The organism is Marinomonas sp. BSi20584 (assembly GCF_002792415.1).
Lineage (GTDB): Bacteria > Pseudomonadota > Gammaproteobacteria > Pseudomonadales > Marinomonadaceae > Marinomonas > Marinomonas polaris.
This window is the reverse complement of record NZ_KZ454900.1, coordinates 17,769-44,417: the sequence shown is the minus strand read 5'-3', so window position 1 is coordinate 44,417 and position 26,649 is coordinate 17,769. Positions and strand designations below refer to the sequence as shown.

The 26,649-nt window shown below is 41.3% G+C and carries 26 protein-coding genes; 17 read left to right on the top strand and 9 right to left on the bottom strand.

The window, feature by feature from the left end; genetic code table 11:
• The first annotated feature begins 182 nt into the window (after positions 1 to 182).
• The 3 genes from TY87_RS21195 (at position 183) to TY87_RS21185 (ending at position 2,603) form a co-directional block, all read left to right on the top strand.
• Positions 183 to 794, top strand: a complete 612-nt coding sequence (locus TY87_RS21195; protein ID WP_100188571.1) for a LysE family translocator — start codon at positions 183 to 185, stop codon at positions 792 to 794.
• 731 nt (positions 795 to 1,525) lie between these two features.
• Entirely contained in the window at positions 1,526 to 2,095 is a 570-nt protein-coding gene (locus TY87_RS21190; RefSeq protein WP_072838128.1) for a DJ-1/PfpI family protein, read from the top strand.
• Between the two features lie 148 nt (positions 2,096 to 2,243).
• A complete protein-coding gene (locus TY87_RS21185; RefSeq protein WP_072838127.1) occupies positions 2,244 to 2,603 on the top strand; it encodes a ribbon-helix-helix domain-containing protein in 360 nt (119 codons plus the stop codon).
• Positions 2,604 to 2,764: 161 nt separating this feature from the next.
• Here TY87_RS21185 and TY87_RS21180 read toward each other — a convergent pair whose 3' ends face one another.
• Positions 2,765 to 3,250: a cytochrome b gene (locus tag TY87_RS21180; RefSeq protein ID WP_157789931.1), complete on the bottom strand. Its 486-nt coding sequence runs from the start codon at positions 3,248 to 3,250 to the stop codon at positions 2,765 to 2,767.
• 245 nt (positions 3,251 to 3,495) lie between these two features.
• Here TY87_RS21180 and rluF point away from each other — a divergent pair, with 245 nt between their 5' ends.
• From rluF to TY87_RS21140, 9 genes are all read left to right on the top strand, one after another.
• Positions 3,496 to 4,551, top strand: a complete 1,056-nt coding sequence (gene rluF / locus TY87_RS21175) for a 23S rRNA pseudouridine(2604) synthase RluF (protein ID WP_100188569.1) — start codon at positions 3,496 to 3,498, stop codon at positions 4,549 to 4,551.
• Between the two features lie 554 nt (positions 4,552 to 5,105).
• Entirely contained in the window at positions 5,106 to 5,255 is a 150-nt protein-coding gene (locus tag TY87_RS22535; protein WP_157789930.1) for a hypothetical protein, read from the top strand.
• A gap of 191 nt (positions 5,256 to 5,446) precedes the next feature.
• Positions 5,447 to 5,800, top strand: a complete 354-nt coding sequence (locus TY87_RS21170; protein WP_012070624.1) for a DMT family protein — start codon at positions 5,447 to 5,449, stop codon at positions 5,798 to 5,800.
• 26 nt (positions 5,801 to 5,826) lie between these two features.
• Positions 5,827 to 6,828, top strand: a complete 1,002-nt coding sequence (locus TY87_RS21165) for a hypothetical protein (RefSeq protein WP_100188568.1) — start codon at positions 5,827 to 5,829, stop codon at positions 6,826 to 6,828.
• 6 nt (positions 6,829 to 6,834) lie between these two features.
• Complete coding sequence (locus TY87_RS21160) at positions 6,835 to 7,677, top strand: LEA/WHy family protein (RefSeq protein ID WP_100188567.1); 843 nt, start codon at positions 6,835 to 6,837, stop codon at positions 7,675 to 7,677.
• 113 nt (positions 7,678 to 7,790) lie between these two features.
• The gene (locus tag TY87_RS21155) at positions 7,791 to 8,291 is read left to right on the top strand and encodes a DUF2867 domain-containing protein (RefSeq protein WP_100188566.1); all 501 of its coding nucleotides are present in this window, start codon (positions 7,791 to 7,793) and stop codon (positions 8,289 to 8,291) included.
• Between the two features lie 180 nt (positions 8,292 to 8,471).
• Positions 8,472 to 9,743, top strand: coding sequence for a paraquat-inducible protein A (locus tag TY87_RS21150; RefSeq protein ID WP_100188576.1), 1,272 nt, complete (start codon positions 8,472 to 8,474; stop codon positions 9,741 to 9,743).
• Positions 9,740 to 11,386 carry an intermembrane transport protein PqiB gene (gene pqiB, locus TY87_RS21145; RefSeq protein WP_084122099.1) on the top strand — a complete coding sequence of 549 codons (1,647 nt, stop codon included), beginning with the start codon at positions 9,740 to 9,742 and terminating at the stop codon, positions 11,384 to 11,386. The genes TY87_RS21150 and pqiB overlap by 4 nt, the downstream gene beginning before the upstream one ends.
• Before the next feature lie 14 nt (positions 11,387 to 11,400).
• On the top strand, positions 11,401 to 12,003 hold the full coding sequence (locus TY87_RS21140; RefSeq protein WP_232617208.1) for a PqiC family protein: 603 nt from the start codon (positions 11,401 to 11,403) through the stop codon (positions 12,001 to 12,003).
• Between the two features lie 83 nt (positions 12,004 to 12,086).
• On the opposite strand, the gene TY87_RS21135 is transcribed toward TY87_RS21140, so the two are convergent.
• Both TY87_RS21135 and TY87_RS21130 read right to left on the bottom strand, forming a co-directional pair.
• Complete coding sequence (locus tag TY87_RS21135) at positions 12,087 to 12,998, bottom strand: homocysteine S-methyltransferase family protein (protein ID WP_198432152.1); 912 nt, start codon at positions 12,996 to 12,998, stop codon at positions 12,087 to 12,089.
• An 87-nt stretch (positions 12,999 to 13,085) separates the two neighbouring features.
• Positions 13,086 to 13,691 carry an MSMEG_1061 family FMN-dependent PPOX-type flavoprotein gene (locus tag TY87_RS21130; protein ID WP_100188565.1) on the bottom strand — a complete coding sequence of 202 codons (606 nt, stop codon included), beginning with the start codon at positions 13,689 to 13,691 and terminating at the stop codon, positions 13,086 to 13,088.
• 116 nt (positions 13,692 to 13,807) lie between these two features.
• Here TY87_RS21130 and TY87_RS21125 point away from each other — a divergent pair, with 116 nt between their 5' ends.
• Entirely contained in the window at positions 13,808 to 14,455 is a 648-nt protein-coding gene (locus TY87_RS21125; protein ID WP_100188564.1) for a hypothetical protein, read from the top strand.
• Positions 14,456 to 14,476: 21 nt separating this feature from the next.
• Here the strand turns inward: TY87_RS21125 and TY87_RS21120 are convergent, their stop codons facing one another.
• On the bottom strand, positions 14,477 to 15,328 hold the full coding sequence (locus TY87_RS21120; protein ID WP_072838119.1) for an alpha/beta fold hydrolase: 852 nt from the start codon (positions 15,326 to 15,328) through the stop codon (positions 14,477 to 14,479).
• 251 nt (positions 15,329 to 15,579) lie between these two features.
• Positions 15,580 to 16,866 (bottom strand): cation:proton antiporter, encoded by a 1,287-nt coding sequence (locus TY87_RS21115; protein ID WP_100188563.1) that lies wholly within the window; start codon positions 16,864 to 16,866, stop codon positions 15,580 to 15,582.
• A 360-nt stretch (positions 16,867 to 17,226) separates the two neighbouring features.
• Between TY87_RS21115 and TY87_RS21105 the strand changes: the two genes are divergently transcribed.
• Positions 17,227 to 18,963, top strand: coding sequence for a tannase/feruloyl esterase family alpha/beta hydrolase (locus tag TY87_RS21105; RefSeq protein WP_100188561.1), 1,737 nt, complete (start codon positions 17,227 to 17,229; stop codon positions 18,961 to 18,963).
• Positions 18,964 to 19,250: 287 nt separating this feature from the next.
• Positions 19,251 to 20,114: an isocitrate lyase/PEP mutase family protein gene (locus TY87_RS21100; RefSeq protein WP_072838115.1), complete on the top strand. Its 864-nt coding sequence runs from the start codon at positions 19,251 to 19,253 to the stop codon at positions 20,112 to 20,114.
• A 99-nt stretch (positions 20,115 to 20,213) separates the two neighbouring features.
• Here the strand turns inward: TY87_RS21100 and TY87_RS21095 are convergent, their stop codons facing one another.
• Entirely contained in the window at positions 20,214 to 20,897 is a 684-nt protein-coding gene (locus TY87_RS21095; RefSeq protein WP_072838114.1) for a P-loop NTPase family protein, read from the bottom strand.
• A gap of 239 nt (positions 20,898 to 21,136) precedes the next feature.
• Here TY87_RS21095 and TY87_RS21090 point away from each other — a divergent pair, with 239 nt between their 5' ends.
• Complete coding sequence (locus TY87_RS21090) at positions 21,137 to 21,376, top strand: GlsB/YeaQ/YmgE family stress response membrane protein (RefSeq protein WP_012070611.1); 240 nt, start codon at positions 21,137 to 21,139, stop codon at positions 21,374 to 21,376.
• A 71-nt stretch (positions 21,377 to 21,447) separates the two neighbouring features.
• On the opposite strand, the gene dapA is transcribed toward TY87_RS21090, so the two are convergent.
• Complete coding sequence (gene dapA / locus TY87_RS21085; protein WP_072838113.1) at positions 21,448 to 22,320, bottom strand: 4-hydroxy-tetrahydrodipicolinate synthase; 873 nt, start codon at positions 22,318 to 22,320, stop codon at positions 21,448 to 21,450.
• Between the two features lie 367 nt (positions 22,321 to 22,687).
• Here dapA and TY87_RS21080 point away from each other — a divergent pair, with 367 nt between their 5' ends.
• Entirely contained in the window at positions 22,688 to 23,308 is a 621-nt protein-coding gene (locus tag TY87_RS21080) for a LysE family translocator (protein ID WP_072838112.1), read from the top strand.
• Positions 23,309 to 23,361: 53 nt separating this feature from the next.
• Here TY87_RS21080 and TY87_RS21075 read toward each other — a convergent pair whose 3' ends face one another.
• Positions 23,362 to 25,977 (bottom strand): cyclic nucleotide-binding domain-containing protein, encoded by a 2,616-nt coding sequence (locus TY87_RS21075; RefSeq protein ID WP_100188560.1) that lies wholly within the window; start codon positions 25,975 to 25,977, stop codon positions 23,362 to 23,364.
• Positions 25,978 to 26,003: 26 nt separating this feature from the next.
• Positions 26,004 to 26,612 carry a flavin reductase family protein gene (locus tag TY87_RS21070; RefSeq protein WP_100188559.1) on the bottom strand — a complete coding sequence of 203 codons (609 nt, stop codon included), beginning with the start codon at positions 26,610 to 26,612 and terminating at the stop codon, positions 26,004 to 26,006.
• Between the last annotated feature and the right edge of the window lie 37 nt (positions 26,613 to 26,649).

Sequence of the window (26,649 nt, the reverse complement as noted above, 5' to 3'; positions counted from 1 at the left end):
GCGTGATCTGACGCTGAAAGCGAAGCTTTCACGTGGTCGTGCTTTTAGGTCGACACGGAGTTTAAGTTCGATTCAAACGCTTTGTATTCCTAATATTTGTTTTTCTCGAAGATAAGAGGATGTAAAGTGTGGATGATTAGTTAAGTAGACTACGACAAGATAATGTAACAAAGGAGATGTGGATGGACAGTTATGCTTTATTTTTAATCATTGCTATAGCAACAGTTTTAAGTCCTGGCCCAGGTGTGATTTTGACGCTTACTAATTCGATTCGCTATGGTATGTCTGGCGCTATTGGTGGGATTCTCGGGATTTCCTTTGGGACATTTATAGTCGCAGGTGTATCAGCCACTAGTTTAGGGCTTTTACTGGCAACATCTACACTTGCATTCAGTATCATGAAATTTGTCGGAGCTGCGTATCTTGTTTATCTTGGTATTAAATTATGGCGTTCACCTGCTAGAAAAATTGAAGGTAACGGTTCTGCTATCAGAAGCAAAAAACGACAGTTTATAGAAGGCTTAACAATTCAACTGACAAATCCAAAAGCGGTGTTCTTCTTTATGTCAGTATTCCCACAATTTATCGACTTCACCTCGAATTACGTCGGGCAATTTACGCTCTTAGTGGTCACCTACAGCAGTCTCGTTGTCATCATTCATTTGCTCTATGCGTATCTAGCAAAAACGGCACGTGGCTGGCTTTCTTCTGAAAAAGGTGGACGTATGGTTAATCGTCTTGGCGGAGGAACATTTATCGGCTTTGGTGTGGCTCTTGCGGCTGCTGGTAAGTAGCAAGCTCTTTAGGATGGCAAGGAATTTCCATTCAAATGCTTTGAACTTCCAACCTTTATTCCACTCAGGTGAGCTGAATTAGTGTGCATCTTAGAGTCATTGATAGGTAACAAATATACCAGAAGATCTAAAGAACAACCCATCCTGACCTTCCCCTTGGAAGGAAAAGGGGAAGGGACTAAGCCCCGTTCAACAAAGCTGAATTAGTTGACCAATACATTGCGAATATAGAGCGTTTGAGAGAAGCTTAAGCTCCAAGTCGGCCTAAAGGTGCGACTTACAAAATGAACGCTTCGCTTTCAGCGTCAGATTACGCCTCGTTCCTCGTCTTATCAGACCTACGTTTTTGGGTTCCACTATGAAGTCAGTTCGACGCGACGAAGTTGCGCGACTTTATGGCGTTTCAGAGTCAGTTAAAAATACCCTTCCTCGTCACATCAAAAACAATCCATGCCTTACGATATAACGAGCGTAGGTAGCAATCATGTTCCTACGCAGAAAATCAGGCATTAAAGATCTTAAACAGACTTTTTGGTAACTTTTGCGTCGTTTGGCAAAAGTTACACGCTCAGCAGAGCGGAATAAAGGTCGGGAATACAAAGCGTTTGAATGGAACCAAAGAAAACCAAATCGCCAGCGGCGAAACCTCAATGTAATAACCCCTTAATACCTTTTCCCTTTCTCTAGCTGTTACAACATAGGACGTTTTAACCAAAACAGGAGAAAGTGTCATGTCTAATAAAAAAATCTTAATGATCACGGGTGATTTCACGGAAGACTACGAAACTATGGTGCCTTTTCAGGCGTTGATGAGTGTCGGTCATACGGTGCATGCGGTGTGTCCAGATAAGAAGTCTGGCGATACGGTGGCGACGGCGATTCATGATTTTGAGGGTGATCAAACGTACACAGAAAAGCCGGGTCACCGTTTTGCTTTGAATGCGACGTTTGCGGATATCAAGGTGGAAGATTACGACGCTTTGGTGATTCCAGGTGGTCGAGCACCTGAGTATCTTCGTTTGAATAAAACCGTAGTTGCGATGGTGAAGCACTTTTTTGATACCAATAAACCTGTAGCGGCGGTTTGTCATGGCGCGCAGTTGCTTGCGGCTGCAGGTGTATTGGAAGGCAGAAAATGTTCTGCGTATCCTGCTTGTCAGCCGGAAGTGGAGCTTGCGAAAGGTGAGTTTATGGATATTCCAGTAGATCAAGCTGTGACTGATGGTAATCTAGTAACAGCGCCAGCGTGGCCTGCGCATCCGGCGTGGCTTGCTCAGTTTTATGTGTTATTGGAAAGCTAAGTTGAATGTACTGAGTGAATTCGGGTGAGTTTAGTAAGTGTAAAAGTATGAACTCATCCGACTCTTTTCCCGTATCTTGGGCTAGACTGTTTGCATTGAGCCATTTCATTCCAATAATAAAAATACGTCATTCAGTAGGGAAAATACAATGTGTAAGCTCTTTGTGAATTCAGATCCTAGCCTATGGCAAAATGTCACTCGTTCTTTGCGTATTGATGGCATGGTCACCAGTATTCGATTGGAAAGTTTCTTTTGGTTTACGCTGGAAGAGATAGCTCAGCGCGACAAGTTGTCTCTGTCGCAAATGATCGCCAAGCTCAATCATGAAGCCTTGGACGCTGGTCACGATTTAGATAATTTCACGTCTTTTTTACGAGTTTGTGCGATGCGCTATCTGCATTTGCAAACCATTGGCATGTTGCCTCACTCCCATGAAGTGAGCATTGCGTCTCTTAATACAGATCGTATTCTTGAACAGGAGAGATACTATCTAGAGACGCATCAGTAACAATTTGAGACCTTTTTACGACTACTGTGCTCACCAATACTTTGTTAAAAACAGACTCAAAATACTCATTTATAACCCATAAACTCCGCTTTTTCGTCTGTTTTTGCCTCGTCTTGGTTTCGCTCGTTACATCGTACAAAGGACTCAATATTTATTGGCGGTTATTTTTGCCCAAACATTTTTAGTAGTGTTCCATCTTTCAATACGTATTGATGAAACAATGCTGCAGCGGCGTGTAGCAAGACTAACGTCATCATGATGTTCATCGCTATTTCGTGTACATCTCCCATGATATGAATGCCTAAGTACCAAGCTGTTGCGCCAAATACTGGCACTAAAAACATCAGTAAATATAAGAATTCATGGACGATACGAGAGACGCGGTCGAGTAAACTCTTCGAGTCTGTTTTGAATTTTTTAGACATGAAGCGAACGATAATGCGGATCACAACCAGAGCAATTATGCCCAAGCCGACATATACATGCAGTGATGACACTAAGTTATAGCCAGTGTTGCTGTCGTCTAGATGTTGACGAAAAGCGCGTCCCATTCCTTCACTGACGAAGTAGTTAAAAATAATCAAAGCCGCAATGGCCCAGTGCAGTAAAATTTGCGCTGTGTTGTAAGATCGCTCTTGGTTTTGCATTTGAATCTCCATAGATAACCGATTGAGGTGGTGCCACCGCTTTTGCTCATCAATTCTAGCGATGTAAGATTAAGACTTTCTTAACAGTTATACGATTATGGATATATTTCTAGGTTTCTGGCTTTCCCTCCTAAAATGCTCACTGCGTTTCCTATATAATGGGCGCCATCTCGTTGTTGACGATTCATTCAGTTTAGGCTCTTTTTTAATAAGAAAGGCTTTTTATTAGGTAAAAATGGCACTTTATGTTTAACGCTTCATCTACTCGTTTAAATAAATACATCAGCGAAAGCGGTATCTGCTCTCGAAGAGACGCTGACCGCTTTATTGAACAAGGTAATGTGTTCATCAATGGCAAGCGTGCTTCGGTGGGCGATCAAGTTGTTGCCGGTGATACAGTGCGAGTTAATGGGCAGATCATTGAGCCGCAGGATGCGGATGACTTTGTTTTTATTGTGCTGAATAAGCCCGTTGGCATTGTGAGTACCACGGAAAGTTCTGAAAAAAATAATATTGTTGATTTTGTTAGCCATGGGGTTCGTATTTTCCCAATTGGTCGTTTGGACAAAGATTCCCAAGGTTTGATTTTTTTGACCAACAATGGCGACCTAGTTAATAAAGTATTGCGTGCTGGCAATAATCACGAGAAAGAATATTTGGTGACGGTGAATAAGCCGATCACTGATGATTTTATTGCTGGTTTGGCCGGTGGTGTGCCTATCTTGGGAACGATGACAAAGAAATGTCCTGTTACTAAGGTTACTGCTAACGTGTTTAACATCACGTTAGTGCAAGGTTTGAATCGTCAAATTCGCCGTATGTGTGAGTATTTCGGTTATGAGGTCGTTAAATTAGAGCGAACACGAATTATGAACGTGAGCCTAAAAGGCATTCCAGTAGGAGAGTGGCGAGATTTAACACCCAAAGAATTGTCTGTGTTGCTGAAATCGATTGAAGATTCATCTTCAGTAGTCAGTGCGCCAGCGAAGAAGTCTCGCAATGCGCCACGAAAAAATACTCGTACTGACGGCTCTTCAAAATCAAACTTGTCGTCAAAACCAATGAGCGCAGCAAAAGGGAATACTAAACACCCTAAAGATGACGCTAGAAAACCAGCAGGTTCTAAGGGCAAAGACAGACGTCCTTTTGGTGATAGTAAAAAGCCTGCAGGTAATAGTGCTGGTGGTGGTAAACGACCAACCGGTAAACCGGGTGGATCACCAAAAAGTAATGGCAAGCCGGCTACCAATGGTAAGCGTCCGTCAGTTGGTAGAGGCTCGCAGAAGTCTTCGCGTCCATAGTAATTGATTTGCGTTACAACGGTGGTTTTAATAAAAAAGCCCTAATCAAATTAGGGCTTAGATGACTCGAATTTAACGCCACCATGACAATATGGTGGCTAGCTGGAGGGATTAATTACCTAATACATTGGTCGGAGATTTTTTGGTCACCTTCGCTGCTTTCTTTTCTTTTGCCGTTAAAAGTGGTTTCTTTTTTGTCTCTTTTTTACTGTTTTGACCCTTGCTCATGATATTCACCATTAGTCATCACTGTATAACCTCAGTCGGTTCTCACCAACTTAAGGGCTGTTGCTGCGCACGGTTGCAATAGACGCCGTGAAATTTGTTACGTAGCAAACTGAGTATGTTCTTATTGTAGAGCAAGTAAAGGGATACTTTATTCAATAGTGTTAAGAAAGTTACTTAGTTCAATATGACTTATGCTTTGGTGCTCATTTTGTCAGTTTTTTGAGGCTTTTAAGGGGGAATTAAGAATACTTTTGTATAATATTGTTTGATGGTTTGTGTAACGCCAAGCAAGTTTCTATGATGATTTTTCATCAATGGGGTTTATTATGAAAATCATCAAGCAAATGTTTCGATTTCTATCGGTTGGTATTGTTGTGGTGACGATGACAGCTTGTGTTATGGCGCCTCCTGGACCGCCCGGTCCCAGACATGTCGGTGGACCAGGGTATGGTGGCGCTCCTGCTATGCACCCATGAGAGTGATAAAATTATTGTCATAGAAGGAACGTTTTGACGTTCCTTTTTTTTCGGATGTGGAGCTTAATTTTGATTTAGAAATTGGGTTCTATTTGGTAATGTTCGCAAGTATTTTTGTTCTGCTGATGTTCCGTAGTTTATTTGTAAAAGTACTGTTTATTAGCCACCTATTTGTATTCTCTGGAAAGTATATGAATCCTATTGCCTTGAGTGTTTCTTTATTAATTTGTAGCAACATTTTCATGACGTTTGCTTGGTATGCTCATTTAAAAGAGTTGAATAATAAGCCTTGGATCATTGCTGCTTTGATCAGCTGGGGCATTGCCCTATTTGAGTATTTGTTGCAGGTGCCTGCTAATCGTATTGGCTACACTGCACTGAATGTTGGACAGTTAAAAATTATGCAGGAAGTGATAACCTTGATGGTCTTTGTACCATTTTCGGTTTATTACTTAAAAGAGCCTTTAAAACTGGATTACCTATGGGCTGGGTTATGTTTAGTTGGCGCAGTTTATTTTGCCTTTCGCAGTAAGTTTAGCGTGTAACACAAATTGTATTGTTAAGGATGGTTATGTACACAGACGAAGATTTAAATTTAGCGGTCAAGAATGGTGTCTTTTCTGCTACGTCGGTAGAGGAGTTTCGCCAGCTTGTATCGTCCTCAAATGGCTCCTCGGCAGTAGATGAAGAGAACTTTCGTTTGGTAGGTGGTTTTAACGATATTTTTATTGTGATTGCTTGTGCTTTGCTGTTGTTTTCATCGCTTTGGGTGTTGATGTCGATTAATGAAAGCTTAGGCTATTTGGTGTTTGCTGCCTTATCTTGGGGGCTAGCAGAAGTATTTGTACTGCGCCGGAAAATGGCTTTGCCAGCGATTGTGTTGTTGCTGGCATTTGTTGGTGGAGTGTTTGCTTTTACGGTGTCTTTATTTGGTATTCAATCTAGTTACGCGGTGATTTTCGCTACAGCTTTTTCAACACTGGCTGCTTATGTTCATTGGCGCCGTTTTAATGTGCCTATTACGGTTGCTGTTGGGACAGGGACTGGGCTGGCTTTATTGGGCTCTACAGTGCTGAGTATTTTTCCTGACAGTGCTGGGTTTGCCATGGTGACCTTGTTTTTATGCGGTTGTGTGGCGTTTGTTTTAGCTATGTATTGGGATGCGGGCGATACAAGTCGTACAACACGCAAATCTGATGTGGCTTTTTGGTTGCATTTGTTGTCTGCACCTTTGATTATCCATCCTATTTTTTCAAGCCTTGGGGTGCTAGATGGTAATGAAAGTTTGAGTAATATGTTGCTGATTGTGCTTCTGTATTTATTGATGACGATGGTATCTATCTCTATTGATCGTCGCGCTTTTATGGTGTCGTCATTGATGTATGTGATTTACGCTTTGACGAGTCTAATTGAAAATTACGGCGGTGTTGGTTATAGCTTTGCGATTACTGGTATTGTGATGGGGGCATCTTTGTTGTTGCTATCTATTTATTGGCATGCGGTTCGGTCTGTATTTGTACAACGATTGCCTGAGCGTATACAAGGCTATCTTCCAGTGATTAAGAGAAGGTAGGGTAGTATGTTTTATCGTTTTATAGGAATGGCGCTCATTGTACTTTTGTCTGGTTGTAGCGCTTTACAGAAGACGATGGATGTCCATAAGCCAACGGCATCGGTAACGGGTGTTTCGATTGAGAGTTTATCGACCGAGGCCGTGACTCTGTTGGTCGATGTGAAAGTTACTAACCCTAACTCTTTTGCACTTAAGACAGCGGGTTTTGATCTAGATCTGTTAGTCAATAAACACAATATAGCGACGATAAATCAGCCTGATAGCAGTTTATCTTTGCCTGCAAAAGGCAGTAATAGTGTGCGGTTGCCTGTAACATTGACGTTTGATCAAGTCATTAAGAGCGTAGGCGATTTGGCAAACAAAACAGAATTGGATTACGCAGTTGAAGGCAAAGTGGCGATCAATTTACCTGTATTAGGTCATTTTGATATGCCAGTTGATTTTGCAGGTGTTCTTCCTATCCCTAAGCAACCGGACATTACGTTTAAAAATTTAAATATAGATTCAATTGGTTTAAGTGGCGTTAAGCTTAGTGTCGACTTGGAGATTGTTAATCCTAACCGCTTTGATGTGAACTTGAGTAACGTTCGTTATCAGTTAAATACAGAGGGTAAATCACTAGGCGAAGGCAGGATTCAAAACATCGACTTATTGGAAGGTAAGACTCAGCACCTTTCGATACCACTTTCTATCGCTATGAGTGGTATGGGTTCTAGTTTGTACCGCCTTTTGACAAGTTCTGATCCTATAGCGGTAGATGTGAGTGTTGGTGCCGATGTGGATACTAATATTGGCGGCTGGAAGTCAACCCCGTTGTCATTTGAAACTAAGCAGATATTGAATCGTTAGCGATGATTGATTTTTTGTTTTTTTGTGTTCGTAAGATTAGATATGACGTCTTTCTTTAAACAATGGAAACAAAAGTAAATAGATTAAAGGAAAGGGTTTAAAGGAATAAAAATATGAATAATCCCCCTCGAAAAGCTGCTATTTCGTTGATGACTGACAATGCGTATTTTATGGATTGCTTTGTTGGTTATGTCGTAAATAAAAATCAGACTGCCATGGAAATTTGGTTGTCTATGGCGAAAGAAGCCCCTGAGTGGTTTAACTTCTTAATGTCTCTACGTAACAGAATTGTTAGCTGTCTGGGATTGAAGGACCTTGGGGCATTGGGCGATATTATTTCTTCAAAACAAGCTGATGATTATCTAGAAGGAGATCGAGTCGGCATTTTTTCTGTTTTTATGAATGAAGCAAACGAAGTTATTCTGGAAGACAATGATAAGCATCTTAATGTTAGGTTGTCTTTGTATATAGAGTCGGAAGATGATGTTCAAAAAGTTTCTATCACGACGGTTGTACATGTTAATAACCGCTTAGGTAAGGCTTACATGCTGTTTGTTGGACCAGTCCATAAATTAATTGTGCCAGCGATTTTGTCTCGGCTACCGAAAGTTTAATGAGGGTATCTTTTACTTTTATAGAGCCTTGTGAGTGTGGATTGTTAACTAGGTAGGTTATCAATGCATGAATTGCTTTTGAACATTATATCTTAGATAGCTTGATTCTTGTCTGTGTTCTCGTGTTAGATAGGTTCTTGGGCGTTTTATTAGGGTTCTTTATTGAGTCGTGGTTTTGGTATGAGTCATTACGTGTTTCACGAAAATATAACGACTTGTGAAGAGTGCGATTTCGTTAACAGTATACCGCCGCTGCAGAGTGGTGAGCGTTTTAGATGTCAACATTGTGGCCATGTTTTAGTGAGCATTCATAAACATGTTGCAGCACGAATTATGGGGGCAGGTTTGTCAGCTTTGTTGATGCTGGCGTTAGCCATGAGTTTTCCTTTTCTTGGTTTTTCTACCAACGGTATTGAGCGTAGTGTTACTTTGTTTAATACGTTGAGTGTCTTGCTTAGTCATGGCTATCTTGTGCTAGGGGCTGTCATTAGCTTAGCGCTGTTTGTATTTCCTCTTGTTTACTTGTTTTCGGTTTTATTTCTAGTTTGGTCTTTTCAACATAAAGAAGTGCTGAATTTTGCTCAGCGCTATTGTATTCGATGGCTTGTGGTTGTTCAGCCTTGGTTGATGGTCGATGTTTTTTTAGTTGGCATTCTAGTGGCATTAGTCAAGATGAGTAGCTTGGCTGATATTTCATTGAAACTGTCTTTTTGGGCTTTTTGTGGTTACGTCATTTTGTTATTAAAAACCATCACTTTAGTTGATAAACGTTGGTTTTGGAATCAGGTCGCTGGTAAGGCGGCTGATCACCCTATGATTGATACGACGGCTAAGCAGCAAGGGTTAATTGGTTGCCATTTTTGCGGTGCAACTCAGCTTGGTAATGCGAAGCATTGCGATCGCTGCGGCCACTCTATTAATAGTAGGCGTCCGAAAAGTATCATGACAACTGTTGCCTTGTTAATTGCTTCTTTAGTTATGTATATACCTGCGAATGTATTTCCTATTATGCAGACCACGTTTTTAGGCAGTACCGAACCCTCGACCATTATGGGAGGCGTGTTGTTGCTTTGGTCGTTGGGGTCCTATCCTGTTGCCTTGATTATCTTGTTTGCGAGTGTGGTGATTCCTCTAGCTAAAGTGTTGGCGTTGAGTTGGTTGTGTTGGCAAAGTTATTTTCCAAGTCATAGGCAGACCGAGCAAAAAATAAAACTGTATCGTATTACTGAGCTGGTGGGGCGTTGGTCAATGATTGATGTTTTTGTGGTGGCTATATTGACCAGTTTAGTTCAGATGGGAAATTTCATGTCAATTTTGCCGGGTCCTGCGGTGTTGTCCTTTACGGCCGTTATTGTTTTAACTATGTTAGCGGCAATGACATTTGATCCAAGATTACTATGGGATAAAGACGATGCACCTAGTGCCTCCTCTTTAGCAAGGAGAGAAGAGTGAGTGATCCGAACAAGCAAGTCGAAAATATGCGTCAAGTCCGATTTAACTCTATTTGGCTCGTGCCTTTAATCGCGCTTTTGGTTGCAGGTTGGATGCTCTATCAAAACTGGTCAAGCCAAGGGCCTGTTATTACTTTGTTGGCAGCCAATGCCGATGGATTAGAAATAGGTAAGACAAAACTTAAATCTCGTAACGTAGATGTGGGTAGGGTAATCGATATCCGTCTTAGTGAAGATTATGAGAACGCTATTATTAAAGTTCGCATGAACCACGGTACAGAACAAATGTTGCGTGATGACGCAAGGTTTTGGGTGGTAAAGCCTCGAATTGGTAAAGAAGGGGTGAGTGGCCTTGGTACTCTTCTATCTGGGGCTTATATTGATATGACTCCTGGTATGAAAGGGCGTTTACAAACGGATTTTACGCTTTTAAGTCAGCCGCCACTTTCGACTGAAAATGAAGGTGTACGTCTTGTTTTATCTAGCACTGAAGGTTCTAAACTGGACGTTGGTGCTTTGGTACATTTTCGTGGTTACGAAGTCGGCTATGTTGAAAAAGTCGGCTTTGACACAGAAAAAGGCGCCATCACTTATCGTGTTGTAATTCGCTCGCCTTATGATGCTTTGGTAAATAGTGATGTGCAGTTTTGGATGACGCCTGGGTTATCATTTAAGAGCTCTGCAAGTGGTTTTGAAATTCGACTCGATTCATTAGAGACATTTTTTGCGGGTGGTATTTCCTTTGGGTTACCTCCTGGTAGAACCGCAGGACAACCCGTTAAAGATATGGCTCCATTTCGCCTGTTCTCTTCTAGAGAAAGTGCCGCTAATAATATGTTTAGTGAATTTATTAACTATGTCTTTTTGTTTGAGAGCAATATTAGTGGTTTAACGCCTGGTGCCGCGGTTGAGTTTCGCGGTGTACGAATTGGTACTGTGCTTGATGTGCCATTTAACGGCATCCCAATGGATTCGTTGACTTCCCTTGATACGCCTTTAATTCCTGTTCGTGCACGTATCGAACCCCAGCGTTTGAATTCTTTAGATACCTCTGGTGCGATGTCATTGCAGAAATGGAATGAATTAATCGAAGATCGTATTAATAAAGGGGTTAGGGCCTCTTTAAAAATTGGTAACTACTTGAATGGCGCAAAAGTTATTAATATTGATTTTATGAAAAATCCACCACCAGTGACAATAAAGGAATTTGCCGGTTACCAGATTTTTCCGACGGCACCGGACGCGCTCGCTAATATTGAAACAAAAGTGGGTGCCATCTTAGATAATGTGTCTCAAGTGCCTCTTAATAAGACGTTTGAGCAGCTTGGTCAAACGATGAATGAGGCCAACGAAACATTACGTCAATTACAAGAACTGAGTAAAAGTGTCAAACAGCTGATTGATAAATCAGAGACTCAACAGCTTCCAGCAGATCTTGCTGCAACGATTAATGAGTTGAACCTAACACTGGAAACTTATCAGGCAAATGGTCAAATTGGTCGTCCTTTGAAAGAAAATATGGTGTCGTTAGGACGAGCGTTAAATGAATTGCAGCCATTGCTTCGTCAGCTGAGAGAGAATCCAAATACTTTGATTTTTGACAGTAAACCACGAGCAGATGTTGAGCCGAAAGCGGCGAAGTAGTTGAAAGGAATAAAATGAATATGATGATTTATGGGCGTACTTTTTTGCTGGTATTGATAAGTTGGATGATGGCTGGTTGTGCTACACCAACACCACCTAGCAAAGAATATCTGTTAATGGATACAGGATTGAAAAATGCCCAAGCTCAAGCAACGCAAAAAATGTCTGTGCAGCTGATGCCAATCGTAGTTGCCAATTACTTAGCTGGTAACGAAATTGTATTAGTAACAAAACGGGGAGATGTTCATCGTTCCCAGAGTAATTTGTGGGCTGAGTCTTTGTCTCCTCAATTAACTCGTCTAACGCAACAGCGATTAGAGAAGACTTTGCCTAATATTACCTGGTTTGGTGGTCAGCGATTACCTTCTTATGCGATTGCTTTATTGAATATTGAAGTGGATGATTTTTACGCAGATTTAGAGGGAATGATACACATTTCTGGGCGCTGGCAGGTTATTGCTGCAACGGGGGAGTTGTCTGCCTCTAATACGTTTGAAGTTCAGCGTAAATTAAAATCAGATGGCTATTCAACTATGGTGCAAACACTTTCTGCCAGTTGGTTTGATCAGGTGATTGATCCCATGGCAAAAGAAATAGCCCGGTCATTTAAAAACTAAAAGTCATTAAAAAGCATAATCAAAAAGGGACAACGAATAAGTCCGTTTTGTCCCTTTTTGATTGAAGTATTTAATAGCGCTTATTAGTCCGCTTTGTTGAACTCGTTCATGGCTGCAATGTGTTCAGGTCCAATTCCGCAACATCCGCCAATCAAAGTCGCCCCGTCTTCTACCCATTGTTTAACCCAAGTCAGGTAGGCTGGTGGCGTTAGATCAGCACGTAGCTCATCAAGACCATCGTTTGCCGTGGCATTTTTAGGTTGTGGTGGAAAAGCATTGGCGTAAGCACCGATTTGGATACCGTCAGCATTTAAAGAAGACAATACAGTTTGAGTGACTTGAATGGCTTCACCGATAATTTCAGGCTGGCTGCAATTAAATAGAATCGCATTTACACCGATGGCTTGCATGGCTTTTACGGCTTCAACAACGGTTTCGCCAGAACGCAATAAAGGCTCTGCGGTTGGCTCTGAATCTTCAAGAGTAAAAGACACCCAAAAAGGTTTGTGATCTGTATCAATTTTATCGACAAGGGCTTTTACACGAGTCACTTCATCGATCAAACTTTGTGTTTCTGATAACCAAAGATCCACATAAGGATTGAGCGATTCGATGAGCGGAACGGCCAATTCTTCCACACGGTCTGCTTGATAAAGATCTGCGCGATATGAACCAAACAATGGCGCAAGAGAACCTGCTACTTTTGTATCTGTGCCGCTTTCGTCAGCGGCCTCACGAGCGACTTTACCTGAAAGTACGGCCAATGCACGGCCTTGCTCTTTAAAGACCTCTTCGCCTATATGAAAGGGCACTAAAGCATAACTGTTGGTGGTGATGACACGTGAGCCGCTTTGGATATAAGACTGATGCACTTCTTTCACAATGTTTGGTGCTTCCATCATCGCCAAGGCTGACCATTCTGGTTGTTTGAATGGTGCGCCGCGGCGTTCAAGTTCTCGGCCCATACCGCCATCAAGAATAGTGAATGAAGTCATATAAAATCCTATTGTATATTTGTGTATGCCGCGATTTTAGACAGATTTTTAAAGTATTCAATGGCAACACACATTATCCAAGTGAAACTAGAGGTCTTTTGTATAGCGTTTAAGCATATCCGCGTTAGTTTCAGGCTTCTCGTCACTGCCTATTTGATCATTAATCATGACACCCATAGAAGGTAGAGAAGATCGTTCGATTATTACCTCACTGGACCAGAGTTTTGAGCGCATTAAGGCTTTCGCACAATGCAGAAAAACCTCTGTAATTTGTACCTCAATACAGGCTCTTGGTGGGTTTTGCTCTTCCGAGAAGAGCGCTAAATAGTCAGGCGCTGTACTAATACGAGCAGTACCATTAATGCGCAGAGTTTCATCCACTCCTGGGATTAAGAAAAGACAGCCAATGTTTTTGGTTTCTAATAAATTAACTAAGCTATCTAAACGATTATTGCCCTTTGATTCGGGAATAACGATACATTGCTCATTGATGATTTTTACAAAACCTGATTTTCCTCCTCGAGGTGAACAATCAGTATGACCTTCGGCGTTGTAACTGGCTAGGGTGAAAAATGGGGATAAGTGGATAAATGCCATTGAATGTTTTTCTAATTTTTTCAATAGCTTGTCTTTTGCTCTGCCTTTTGGGAAGCCAAATATGGTTCTTAGAGCCTCTTCAGATTCTATGTACATAACAATATCCTTATTATTTTTGATGCTATATTTTGACTATTTATAAGGTCGTCTTGTGTTTTATAGGTAATTAAAATTTAATGAATAACAGCAGACATCATATATAGGAAGTGGATATGTTGCCAATTTGGAAAGGGCAAGGTTGGATTACACCTGTTATTTTTATTGCTTTTTTTGTGGATGTTCAACTGGTCGTTGACTATTTCATGGGAGATGGTTTTTATAGTGATAACCGCTGGATAAAAGTTATCGCTTTAGTTGCGGTTGCATTCTTAGTCGGTTTTATTGGTTATTTATTAAATAGTCGAGACTGCATTATTCAGGTTGATTCCGAAACAGGAAAAAAAACTAAATCTCCTGCGCATACTTTATTATTTTTGCCGATTGAAGTTTGGGCCATCATAGTTCCCTGCATTTTTTTAGCAGTAGATTATTTTAATGCTGAGCAAGAAAATAAGACACTCGCTTATCTGGCAAAACCAGAGGTAAATGATATCTACGCAGTAGATTTTACAAAGATATTTAAAAATGAAGATCCCGTTTACAAATACGGCAGCATGGTGGTGATTTCCGTTAATCTCAATGTTATAGAGGTACAAAGTAGTACTCATGCTTATGATGGCAAAAGCGGGGTGAGAAAAGACCTACATAACGGAAAAGCCAAAGAAGCGTTTTATTATGCGGATGAGGTGACGCCATTTAACATTCGGGAGTTACTTAAGTTCCACGAAAATGGCGCTATCTTTTCGGTACATCGAGAGTAGCTGTCCCTGCTATTCGTTTTCTCATAAAAAAGCCTTCATAGAATTAAAAACATGCATTGGATGAGTCATATGTAAGCAATGTCCATTGCCTTCTATTATTTCTAGCTTGGCATTTTGTAACTTATCCTTGATATATTCGCCTACGCTAACGGCAACCAAAGTATCGTTTGAGCTTTGTAATATTAAGCATGGGTGAGATATGTCAGGCAATAAAGACCGATAATCGGAGAAAAAAGTCGCTTCAGCGAAAGGCTTAGAATAAGTGACATCAGTAGCGCAAAAACTACTAAGTAACTCATGTACTAATGTATCGCTTTCTGACATTCCTGGGCCAATAGGAGATAAGTCGCTTCCCATAACAATGGGTGCTAAATAGTTCCCCCAGCCGATATAGTCTTTCTCCATTAACTGGATTAGTCCTTCCAAATCTTGTCTTTCAAAACCGCCTTGGTATTCTTCGTCCAAGTTTAAAAAACAAGGAGAAGGGCAAACTGCTACCATCTTAGAAAAAAGCTCAGGGCGTTGCTTAGAGGCTATCCAGCCTATGGTGCTACTCACTGAGTGGCCGACAAAGATGACGTTTTTAAGCTCTAGAGCATCACATATTTCAATGATATCTAAAGAGTAGCCTTCCAATTGTTGGTAGCGATTTTTTTCATACGCTGAAAAGTCTGAGTTGCCACTACCGACATAATCAAACAGTAGAACTTGGTATGTTTTTTCAAGAAAAGGCAGTATAAAACGCCACATGTTTTGATTGCAGCCGAAACCGTGAGCCAAAATAATAGTCTTTTCGCCTTTGCCTATTAGCTTGATATTATTACGAAGCATAATGTCTACTGACTTGGATTCTGCTTGTGGTGTTTTTAGCATTAAAGTGCTCCGTTCTTTATTCGTTTCAATCCTATCTATCATCTAGGTTTTAGATCACAGGTATAAGGCTATTTTATAATACCTGCTCGATCGTTTTTATGATCTACAGCAAGGTTTATTCAAGGAGTGAATGTCTGAATCGCACTGGAAGTAAAAAAAACGCCAACATGCTGTTGGCGTTTTATACTCTAACAATGAAGCTTTCTATATAGGTTCTATAAAAGGCTGTTATAGAGGGATGGGGCGAATGGTTATTTCGCTTTGTCTTTTGCTGCTTGAATGCTTTTTTGAATCAACGGCGAAATAGTTAGACCCTGCACTATGATGGAGAAGATAACAACAACATAGGTAATGATGACCATGATGTCGTGTAAATCTAAACCTTCAATCATCATTTTATTCGTTGGGATCGCCGCAGCCATAGCAAGTGCTAAACCGCCTCGTAAACCACCCCAAGTCAAGATTTTAACAGAGTGTTTATCGTACTCTCGGTAGCGTTTGAAAATTAGGTAAGGACTGCCAACACTGATAAAGCGAGCCAGTAGAACAACGGGAACCATGATCAAACCTAAACCAATAATTTCCCAACTTAATGGCATAGTTACAATCAGCATACCAATGATTAGGAAAAGCAAGGCGTTCAAGAAGCTATCAGTCGCATGCCAAAAATCTTTTACATAACGAGTGCCATCTGGACCGCTTTTCTTGGAAGCTTTTGCTCGTGTGATGTTGCCAAGAAGAATACCACTGGTCACCATCGCAAGTGCACCGGAAATCTCCCAAATATTGGCTAAAGCAAAACCCGCTGAAGGAATGGTTAGGGTGACCAATAGACGTGTATTGATATCTTTGCAATTGATGATAACAAAGTGACCAACCAGAGCAATAACAAGACCAAACACTATGCCACCAATAGCGTCGACTAAAAATAGCTCAGCGACGTCTTGGAAGTTGGCTTCAGTACCATAAAATGCGACCGCAAAGATTGTGGTGAAAATAACCAAACCAACACCATCATTAAACAATGATTCGCCTTCTACTTGGATCGAAATACCCTGCGGTGCACTCATTTGCTTGATGATAGCCAATACTGCAATCGGGTCAGTAGGGCTTATCAAAGCACCAAATAGTAGGCAGTAGATGAAAGGTATAGGGAAGTTGAGTAGAGCAAATACGTAGTAACTTAGGTAGCCGACAATAAAGGTCGACGCTAGCGTGGAAAACAGCACTAATATGGTAATTTCCCAACGCTGTCTTTTTAAGGCCGCAAGGTCGATCTCTAATGCACCAGCAAATAGTAAAAAGCCCAACATGCCTTTTAATAACAGCTGATTAAAGTCGATGCCGGAAACAACTTGAGTAATGAATACTGCTGTTTCATCGCCAAGCATTTTAACCGCAAGAATTAGGAGTAATGAAATTACGACTGATCCTGTGGTAATGGCGATCGTAGTTTGCATTTTTAGTATGTATTGGTTGGTAAAAGCGATAAAAACCGCTAATGCCGAAAGAAAACAGATGAGATACCAAGCGTTCATTTGAGAACCTTAACATTTATCAATAAGAGTGAGAGTCATAAAAGGGTGCATGGGGGGATGCTGGGCAGTATGTTATCCCTAGAATATGCCTCTGTCACTGTTTGACTGTATAAAAAGTAGTCCTAAAGTACGCATTTTTTTCAAAAAAGAGGAGATTTTATTTCAAAAGCTATCTATTTGGGGTGGTTTTGGCTTTTCTTGTAGGAAAATTACAACGGAATTGATGTTGTGTTGTGCATTTTTCGAATATCGCGAGCAAAAAAATTATTCTCCTTTTATATTTACCTCTTCTATTCTGTTGTTCATTGAAACAATTAAAAAATAAAACAGTTAATAATAAAAATAACAAGGAAGCTTCCTATGCGTCAATTCTCATATAAACCTAGTTTACTTGCTCTAGCCATCAGTAGTGTTGCTGCTTATAGCAGTCTCGCTAGCGCTGCAACCCCTTCTGCTATACCGCAGTTAAGTGAAGCAAAATCCTCTGTACTTACTACTAGCTGTGAAGGGCTATCTTCAATTTTAACGGCAAGCAACACCGCGATCAACTCTGTTGAGACTGTGACTAAAGGGACAGTGAAGTTGGGCGATAATGATGTTGAAGAGCACTGTTTAGTCAAAGGACAAATGTATGAGCGTATTGGCGATGTAGATGGAAAGCCTTACGCGATTGGTTTTGAGTTGCGTTTACCGAAGAAATGGAATGGTCGCTTTCTTCATCAAGCAAATGGTGGGTTAGATGGGGCAGTGAGAACAGCAGAGGGCGCACTTGGTGGCGGTCCATTAACAGGGGCTTTATTTCAGGGCTTTGCGGTAATTAGTTCGGACGCTAGCCACGATAAGGGAATCCCAACGTTTGCTTATGATCCGCAAGCGAGACTTGATTATGGTTATCAGGCTGTTGCCAAGCTGACACCGATGGCAAAAAACGTGATCCATCAGGTTTATGGCAGAGATCCTGATCGTAGTTACTTTGCAGGTTGTTCCAATGGCGGTCGTCATGCCATGGTGGCGGCTACTCGATACGCTAATGATTACGACGGTATTTTAGTTGGCTCACCTGGGTATCGTTTACCTCTGGCTGCAGTGGCAAGTATTGCCGGTGCTCAGGTATATGCTTCAGTGCCTAATACGGATAAAAAAGATTTAAAAACAGCTTTTACTTTAGCTGAACGCACAACAGTTTCGAATGCAATATTGGCAAAATGTGATGCTCTTGATGGCCTGCAAGATGGCATGATTCAAGATTTTAAATCTTGTCAGGCTGCATTTAGTATTCAAACAGACGTGGCGACCTGTAAGGCTGATCGCGATGGTAATTGTCTTACTCAACCGCAGAAAGACGCTGTGGATACCATATATAAAGGGGTTACCACGAGTAACGGAAAGCGTTTTTATTCCTCTTTTCCATACGATACCGGCATTAATGATAGCGATCATATTATTTGGGAGTATACATCACCGATTGAGCGAGATTCTGGTGCGGTAGCGATGATTTTTAGCACTCCTCCAGTTGAGCTTAAAGACTACAGTATTCGTAATTTTAATGGTGCCGATTTTGTTTGGAAAGCCAATGTTGATGAATTAGTGGCAAAAGTGAATGCTGTTTCTGGTGTCTATAAGGAATCTGCCATGTCATTTATGGCGCCACCTACGCCAGAAAATATGTCTACTTTACGGGATAATGGCGGCAAGATTATGGTGTATCACGGAGTGTCGGATGCAATCTTTTCTGTGCAGGATACAGAGGCTTGGTATTTGGCGTTAGATGCTGAAAACAATGGCCATGCTGGCGATTTTGCTCAGTTTTATCCAGTGCCGGGTATGGGGCATTGCCGCGGTGGAAAAGCTACAGATCAGTTTGACATGTTAACGCCACTGGTTGCTTGGGTGGAAAAAGGTCAGAAACCTAAACAAGTTATTGCTACAGCACGTGGAGAAGGGAATCTAGGTGGCGTAAATGAAGAACTGCCATCTTCTTGGAGTGCAACTCGCACCCGACCTCTTTGTCCTTATCCTAGTGTAGCGACTTATGACGGCAAGGGTGATGAAGAAAGTGCAAAAAGCTTCGTATGTGACGTCCCGAAAGATATGTGATTTTTCCAGGAACAGAAGGGTTTGCTTATGTTATAGGCAAGCTCTTTCTATACATAAGTTTGGCTAAGTATACCGTGTGTAGCTTCCAATAAGTCATAATGGACTTCATGATTTTTTCATAGTTTGTAAATTCCTTTCATTTCTTTAAAAACTTAGTCTTTTTAGTCGTAATTTACTTACTAAACCTAACCAATTGGTTTGTTACAGATGAAGCAAATGCACAAGGGGCGTATAATGCCGGGCATTTCCACTATATGAAATTTAGTGACATCTTTTAGGAGTATATTATGGCAACACCTTCCCAACATGATTTGCGTAATGACTTTCGAGCATTACTAGCAAGCGGTAAATGTTATTACACCGCTTCGACATTCGATCCAATGTCGGCTCGTATTGCTGCAGATCTTGGCTTTGAAGTAGGGATTTTAGGTGGCTCTGTTGCATCTTTGCAGGTTTTAGCTGCGCCAGATTTTGCTTTGATTACTTTAAGTGAATTTACGGAGCAAGCGACTCGAATTGGCCGTGTTGCTCGTTTACCAATCATTGCCGATGCTGATCATGGTTACGGTAATGCACTGAATGTGATGCGCACTATTGTTGAACTTGAGCGTGCTGGTGTTGCGGCATTAACGATAGAAGATACTTTGTTGCCAGCAAAATACGGTCATAAATCTACAGATTTGATTCCAGTAGAAGAAGCTGTTGGTAAATTGAAAGCGGCTTTAGAAGCGCGTATTGACCCTATTATGAGTATTATTGCTCGTACTAATGCTGGTCAGTTGACCACCGAAGAAACCATCTCGCGGGTTAAAGCTTATCAAGCCGTTGGTGTGGATGGCATCTGTATGGTTGGTATTCGTGATTTCGCTCATCTAGAAGAGATCAGCCAACATATTTCTATTCCAATCATGCTTGTGGCTTACGATAATCCTGAGCTACGTGATCGTGAGCGTCTTGCTGCTAACGGTGTGCGCATTGTTGTAAATGGTCATGCTGCTTATTTTGCTGCGATTAAAGCAACGTATGACTGCCTGCGTGAGCAACGTGGTATTGCAGAAGGTACCTTGGATGCTTCTGAACTGTCTACGCGCTATTCAACGTTAGAAGAAAACCGTGTATGGGCGAATAAGTATATGGATGTTCAAGAGTAATAGTTAATATCCAAAAAACGAAAAGGCCAGCTTATGTAGCTGGCCTTTTTTGTGCTTTTGGGGGTTACTTAAGTGCTTAAGCGACTAAAAATAATACGATTAACCAAGCTGAGCTAATTGCTCATATGTATTACGTAGCCAGACCTTCATGCGTTGACGTTCAGCAATATTCATGATGCCTTTATCATTGGCAACGGCCCAAAAACTGCTGTTATTAAAGTCAATTTTTTGAGTTAACTTACTTTGTAGTTTTGGTAATTCAATGATCAGGGCTTCGCGACTTACAGCTTTCTTAAAGGTGTCAGATTTTTGAAAACGAGAAAAGTCAGTACCGCGACCTAAGTTTTGTACCACCACAAAATCAACTGATGGCAGAGTGTAACGGTCAAGCAAATCATCCAGTAGCGCCACTGAATCAGCACCATCGTCCATGACATGCCATAGGCAGACTTGGTAGCCCATTTCATCTAGTAAACCAAATACATCGGTTTCTTCAATCCATTTGCCCAACGGCTGAGATGCTTGAGCTGCTAGGTCAATAATTAAATCACGATCTGGGTATTCTTCAATGGCCGCTAACATGCCATCTAAACTGTCTTCTTCGCCAATTAAAATAGGAGAAGCGAACTCACTATAGAAACGTGAAAATGTACCGTGAGACGCGTCACAGTCAAACCCTAGAAACGGCTGATCGTTGTCAATATAGAATTGTGCCAAGACACGAGCGGTCATAGATTTTCCGACACCGCCTTTTTCACCGCCTACAAAATGTACCTTACCCATCTAGATTCCCTCATTGAAGATTAACTTGACCATGTGTTTTAAAGGCTTACTGAAAACATTTTTTGTATGAAATACATGCTACCAACATTTTTTGAAAAAGCTTGGCGCTTTCATGACAAAGTAACAGAAAAAAGAATAAATGGGTTAGTAGTATAGGGGATTGAGTGGCTTTTCTAGGTACTTAAACAAATAGGTGCTAGTCTGAATAACTGTAAATTACATAATATAAGGATCATTTTATGGAGATCTTAGCTTTTTTGTTTATTGGTGCCTTGGCGGGTTGGTTAGCTGGTCAGCTAGTAAAAGGTGGCGGCTTTGGTTTGATTGGTAATATCGTTATCGGTGTAGTTGGTTCTTTTGTCGGCGGATTCACATTTCAACTGCTCGGCTTGTATTCAGGTAGTTTCTTGGGTTCTCTTGTTACGGCAACGGTGGGGGCGATTATCCTGCTTTATGTTGTACGGCTCGCTAAATCCTAGTTTTAGACTTTTTAATAAATCAGCCCGCTCTTAGATGCGGGCTTTTTTATGTGTGCTTTTTAAGCTAGGGCTTAGATAAGTTCTAACTCTTCCATAATTCGACGGATGATCGCTTTTGTGCTGTCTTGTAGTGGCACCATAGGCAAACGACATTCTTCGGTGCAAAGACCTAATAATGACATGGCGTATTTTGGTCCCGCGGGATTTGGCTCAATAAAGAGCGCATTATGCAGCGCAAATAACTTGTCCTGCAACTGTGCTGCTTCCACGTATTTTCCCTCGCGGCATAGGCGTTGCAATTCCACGACTTGTTTTGGTGCTACGTTTGACGCAACCGAAATACAGCCGTTACCACCGCCGACGTTATAAGCAACTGTGGTGATATCGTCGCCACTTAAGAAATTGAAAGGTTTGTTAATTAAGGCGCGCTCACGAATAGGACGCGTTAAGTCGCCAGTTGCATCTTTAACGCCAATCACTCTTGGTAGTTCAGCAAGGCGAGCCAATGTAGCAACTTCTAAACCGACAACCGAGCGAGGTGGAATGTTGTAAAGGATGATAGGCAATTTACTGTTGTCGTGTACATATTTGAAGTGTTCGTATAAGCCAGTTTGATTTGGGCGGTTGTAATAACCTGCTACATGTAAGGTTGCATCAGCACCAGCTTGATAAGCGTATTCAGAATAATTCACCGCTTCCACTGGGTTGTTCGAACCTGCACCTGCCAGAACTGGTACCGCTTTATTGGTTTCTTGTACGGTAATTTCTATAACACGTTTGTGTTCGTGTTCGCTTAAGGTAGGGGATTCACCAGTTGTGCCAACAGGTACTAAGCCATTGATACCTTGATCAATTTGCCAGCGGACGATATTGCGCAAAGCGTCTTCGTCTAATTGACCGTTACGAAAAGGAGTGATTAATGCAGTGATTGCGCCGTAGAACATACTTTTGCCTCATTTAGGCCGGTATGCACTCTGCTGAAAAGAGAAGTAGTCCGTCAGCTAGAATGCTGCCGGGGAGTTGTTTAAATCTTAATTCCACACGTCAGCGCCGCAAAGCTTCTTAGCCTTACGTTTATCGCCGTTGCGTTTATTTAAGATGTTGTTATTCATAGGGTAATAGAAAATCTTTATTCAGTTTTATAAATAGTCAGTTTTTCTATGCTGACGTTTTTTCTAAAAAAGGTCAATACACTAACGTGTTTTTTATTCGAACTGTTTTTAGCTCTGGGATGTTCGTTTTTTCGTGTTAGATTGGATAAAATATCGGCGTAATTAAATGCGCTTTTAATAATACTAATAAGAGAAAAATATGGATCTTACTACTTGGCTTTCTTTGGTTGCAGTTTGTGTGATGGGAGCAATTTCTCCTGGGCCAAGCTTAGCTGTCATCTTGCGTGTATCAGTTTCTCAATCCCCGCTTCATGGTGTTTTGGCTGCGATAACACATGGTTTAGGTATTGGTTTTTGGGCTTTTTTGACTCTGCAAGGTCTTGCTATTTTGATGGCCAAGCACCAAAACATATTCTCTGTATTGACTGTTTTAGGTGGACTTTATCTGGCTTGGTTAGGATTTAAAGCATGGCGTTATGCTGGACAAGGTCATGAAATCAAAGTCGAAGGCCAAAAGTCTTCCTATTGGGAGTCTGCTCGTGATGGCATGATGATTTCTTTGATGAACCCCAAAGCTGCATTATTTTTCTTAGCTTTATTTAGCCAGTTGATTCCTACTGAAATTAACACCTTGATCAAGTTTCAGTTATGGGCAACGGTTGTCGTGATTGATACTGGCTGGTATGTGATAGTGGCCTTGTTATTAGCTGGTGGCCCAGTGCTTTCTTGGTTGCGTCGCCATACGGTGTGGGTGGATAGAAGCATGGGCAGCATTTTAATATTGCTTGGATTAAAAGTCGTGATCGGTGCATTTGCTTAGACATAAAAAACGCTCCTAGGAGCGTTTTTTATGTTTTTGTTTAATTAAAATCCTTACTTTTGAAAGATAAAGCTTTCTGTTTCAAGCAGTTTTTTGGTCCAAAGCTCATATGCTTTTGAGTTCAAGTGCAGTCTATCGCCTTCAAATAGGTTTTCTTTTATCTCACCATGTTTGTCGAGCAGTGTAGAGAACAAATCAACGTACTGAGTGTTAGGGCGCGTTTTAGCAAGGCGTACCAATTGACTGTTGGTTTGCTCAATGGTTTTACGCATCTTCAATCGCGCTGGGCTGCACTTAATACTGATTAACGTGACCGGTATGCCTGGAAGATGGCGATCTATTTTTTGCAGTAGCTCGATGTACAAGTCAACAACCTTGTTGCTGTCACAGTGGTTACCAATATCGTTGTCACCAGCATAAATGACCAAAGAACGAGGCTTGTGTGGCAAGATGATACGTTCAAAATAGTAAACGCATGCTTCTAATGTTGCGCTGCTAAAGCCTAAGTTAATCGCGTTCTTGTCGCGGAAATTATGAGCAAAATCATTCCATAAACGCACGGTAGATGATCCGTAGAACGCGACTGGCTGTTCTTTATATTCTTGATAGGCTAGGTGAAATTCTAGTTCTCGTACATCCGATTCGAATTCCACATCGATTTGATTTAGGCTCATTACGTTAGAGCGATAGCCATTTTTACCACTGAATATAGGATATTGGCGAATCTCTCTTGATAGCTCAACTGCTTCGTTAACGTAACCTTTGTACTCCTCCTGATAGGAGGCTAAGAATTGTGCTAACGCCTCTTTATCCTTGTAATCGACTTTGCTGGACAGTTTAAACGCAGGTTTGATGATCACCGTATAAAGGTTGTGATCGGCGCGTTTATCAAAATTTGCCACAACGATTGGAACAATCCAAGGCTCTTCGTTCCCCATTGAACCTGCGAGTTCAAAGGCATGAGGTAACAAGGTACCTGGTGATTGTTGCGTACTAAAGCTTTGTCCTTCTGGTGAGATCATCAGTGGGAAGTTCTGGCGTAAAGTGTCCTGAGATTGTTTGATGAATTCATCGTATTCGGGCGTGTCTTTGGTTAGGTCTTCCCAACTATTGATGAATACATTGCCAAATTTCCCATAAAAATCGTCACGCCAAAACTCACTTTCTTTACTGCGACGTACGACACGTTGACCAGAAATACCATACTGGTTATCGATGACCATGGCGCTTATAAATTGCGCATCCATAGAAAAGCGGAAACCGTTTGGTAGACGGTTAGTTGGAGAGCCTAATAAATGGTTGTAAATGAACAGAGAGCCGGCTTTCTTAGGTAAATTCTCTAGTCCTTTAATGACGTAGGGAACTTGTTGGAAGGCTTGTTTGAATAGCTCTGTACCTAAACGTCTTGCATCTAATGCCGGAGTCTCTTTTGGCAAATTATTTATCGTGTCATAGACATTTTGTAGATGGCGATAAAAAGCATTTTCGCGCTGTAAATCTTTTAGAATGTCCAAGCACATACCAGAAATGGTGCGTTCTAGCACACAGCCAAAGTGTAGGCATTTATAAAGCACACCGAATGCTTCGTCGGTAGTAATCGCGCTTTTCAGTAATTCGCTTACTTTATACAGAGGCGAGCTAACGGGTAAAAGTGCAGCATTTTGGTCTATTACGTTACTTACCGCTAATACTTCATCGTTCGCTATCTGTGAAAGGTAGCGCATTCTGGCCGCTAATAAATGTGCGCCAATCAACCAAATGAGTCGATATAAGTATTTAACTGAAAACTTAGGGCTGTCTTCGAACATTTCTAACAAATCATCGCGTTTGATAAACAAAACGCTACTGTCTCTGGATGAAATGATCGAAGTGCGATTTTTCATTTCTTTATTTTGGGTTGCCCAAGCCAGTACGGTTCCGGTACGGGAAATCGTTCTGGTGGTAATAATGTCGCCAGAGTCAGTTTGATAACTGATGACGACTTTACCCTTGATTAGAATATATAAGCCATTAGCTGGTTGATCTTGTTGGCTTAAAATATCCCCTTGATGTGCTAATAAAATGGACGATTTTTTTGCTAAAGTATGTATTTCAGCTTGAGTAAACGTCTCACAAAAAGGCGCGTAGTTTAGAAGGCTGATGGCATCTTTTAGTGCATGAACTTGCGTTTCAGAATCGATTAAAGGGCGCGTTTCTTCAAAAGCTAATGATTCATTGGAAAAGAAAGGGCGTGTTTGATTCTGTACGTTGGTGAGAACAGGTAAGGACTCTTGATATACAAACTGCAGAAATTGGCTGGCGAAAAGCAAATTGGCATCGAGAATTTTTTGTAATTCAACAATCGGCCAATAGAGTAGTTTAGAAGACTTGGTCGCTGTGAATGTGGTCGCATAACGGGAAGGGTGACGAAAAGCAGACCAGCCAATAGGAGAAAGGAGGTTGCTGATCATGCCGACGTTGTAAGATTTACCGGTATCTTGCAATGGAACGGAAATGGCGACTTCGCCTTCTAGAAGGAAATAGATGTTCTGACCAATCTCAAATTGTTTGGCCAGAATGTCACCAGCTTTTAGTGTTTTAATAGACGCGAGATCTGTTAAGGATGATGCTAACTCAGCATCAATATCTGCCATGAAAGGAAATGTATTTATGTGTTTTGTTATGTCCATCTTTTTTACCTCAAATCTGTATTGCCCTAGTTAGGACGTTTGATCGTCACTGTCTCGCCTAAAAGTGCATAGTCATCGCCACCTATTCGTGCAAGAGGGTTGAGTTTTTTGTTGTCGATGAAAATTCGAGACTTTTCTTCAGTTACAAGATCTTCATCAACGTATAAGTCTAGTATTTCCAAATAAATCGCATTGAACGACGTGTTTCCTAACGTATGCATGTCAAACAGTTTGCAGTGGATAGCGACTTTTGCTTCTGCAATACGGGGTAATGTTTTGGTGAATTCAGTCAGTGACAAGCCTGTTCTGGTTAGTTCAGATTCACCATAGGATAAGCTTGCCGAGCTCTCATTGACGGCATTTATTAAGTCCCCGCTTGGAATATGCAAAACACATTCCTTTTCCCTAAGTAGGTTGTACTTCGTATCTTTGGCGATATCTGTTGTTTTGTTGCCAATGGAAACCATTAAGAGAGCAGGGTCAGAAGATATAGGAGCAAAATATGAAAATGGGGCGAGGTTGAAACTCTCGTTTTCATTTTTCGTCATGATCCACGCAATAGGGCGTGGAGTAATTGTCTGAGTGATCAGGTGGTAGCGTTGATTACCGCTGAGTTGATCAAACTGGAAACGCATAGACTACCCCGTGGTTATGAAACATTACTTGTTAAAT

Bases quoted from the DNA above. Each gene is read 5' to 3' on its own strand.
- TY87_RS21080 (WP_072838112.1), top strand. From the start codon at position 22,688: ATGGATCTTACTACTTGGCTTTCTTTGGTTGCAGTTTGTGTGATGGGA.
- TY87_RS21120 (WP_072838119.1), bottom strand. From the start codon at position 15,328: ATGCTAAAAACACCACAAGCAGAATCCAAGTCAGTAGACATTATGCTT.
- TY87_RS21090 (WP_012070611.1), top strand. From the start codon at position 21,137: ATGGAGATCTTAGCTTTTTTGTTTATTGGTGCCTTGGCGGGTTGGTTA.
- TY87_RS21075 (WP_100188560.1), bottom strand. From the start codon at position 25,977: ATGGACATAACAAAACACATAAATACATTTCCTTTCATGGCAGATATT.
- TY87_RS21195 (WP_100188571.1), top strand. From the start codon at position 183: ATGGACAGTTATGCTTTATTTTTAATCATTGCTATAGCAACAGTTTTA.
- TY87_RS21125 (WP_100188564.1), top strand. From the start codon at position 13,808: ATGTTGCCAATTTGGAAAGGGCAAGGTTGGATTACACCTGTTATTTTT.
- TY87_RS21105 (WP_100188561.1), top strand. From the start codon at position 17,227: ATGCGTCAATTCTCATATAAACCTAGTTTACTTGCTCTAGCCATCAGT.
- TY87_RS21160 (WP_100188567.1), top strand. From the start codon at position 6,835: ATGTTTTATCGTTTTATAGGAATGGCGCTCATTGTACTTTTGTCTGGT.
- TY87_RS21115 (WP_100188563.1), bottom strand. From the start codon at position 16,866: ATGAACGCTTGGTATCTCATCTGTTTTCTTTCGGCATTAGCGGTTTTT.
- TY87_RS21150 (WP_100188576.1), top strand. From the start codon at position 8,472: ATGAGTCATTACGTGTTTCACGAAAATATAACGACTTGTGAAGAGTGC.
- TY87_RS21170 (WP_012070624.1), top strand. From the start codon at position 5,447: ATGAATCCTATTGCCTTGAGTGTTTCTTTATTAATTTGTAGCAACATT.
- TY87_RS22535 (WP_157789930.1), top strand. From the start codon at position 5,106: ATGAAAATCATCAAGCAAATGTTTCGATTTCTATCGGTTGGTATTGTT.
- TY87_RS21185 (WP_072838127.1), top strand. From the start codon at position 2,244: ATGTGTAAGCTCTTTGTGAATTCAGATCCTAGCCTATGGCAAAATGTC.
- dapA (WP_072838113.1), bottom strand. From the start codon at position 22,320: ATGTTCTACGGCGCAATCACTGCATTAATCACTCCTTTTCGTAACGGT.
- rluF (WP_100188569.1), top strand. From the start codon at position 3,496: ATGTTTAACGCTTCATCTACTCGTTTAAATAAATACATCAGCGAAAGC.
- TY87_RS21095 (WP_072838114.1), bottom strand. From the start codon at position 20,897: ATGGGTAAGGTACATTTTGTAGGCGGTGAAAAAGGCGGTGTCGGAAAA.
- TY87_RS21100 (WP_072838115.1), top strand. From the start codon at position 19,251: ATGGCAACACCTTCCCAACATGATTTGCGTAATGACTTTCGAGCATTA.
- TY87_RS21155 (WP_100188566.1), top strand. From the start codon at position 7,791: ATGAATAATCCCCCTCGAAAAGCTGCTATTTCGTTGATGACTGACAAT.
- TY87_RS21070 (WP_100188559.1), bottom strand. From the start codon at position 26,612: ATGCGTTTCCAGTTTGATCAACTCAGCGGTAATCAACGCTACCACCTG.
- TY87_RS21140 (WP_232617208.1), top strand. From the start codon at position 11,401: ATGAATATGATGATTTATGGGCGTACTTTTTTGCTGGTATTGATAAGT.
- TY87_RS21130 (WP_100188565.1), bottom strand. From the start codon at position 13,691: ATGTACATAGAATCTGAAGAGGCTCTAAGAACCATATTTGGCTTCCCA.
- TY87_RS21165 (WP_100188568.1), top strand. From the start codon at position 5,827: ATGTACACAGACGAAGATTTAAATTTAGCGGTCAAGAATGGTGTCTTT.
- TY87_RS21180 (WP_157789931.1), bottom strand. From the start codon at position 3,250: ATGCAAAACCAAGAGCGATCTTACAACACAGCGCAAATTTTACTGCAC.
- TY87_RS21190 (WP_072838128.1), top strand. From the start codon at position 1,526: ATGTCTAATAAAAAAATCTTAATGATCACGGGTGATTTCACGGAAGAC.
- TY87_RS21135 (WP_198432152.1), bottom strand. From the start codon at position 12,998: ATGACTTCATTCACTATTCTTGATGGCGGTATGGGCCGAGAACTTGAA.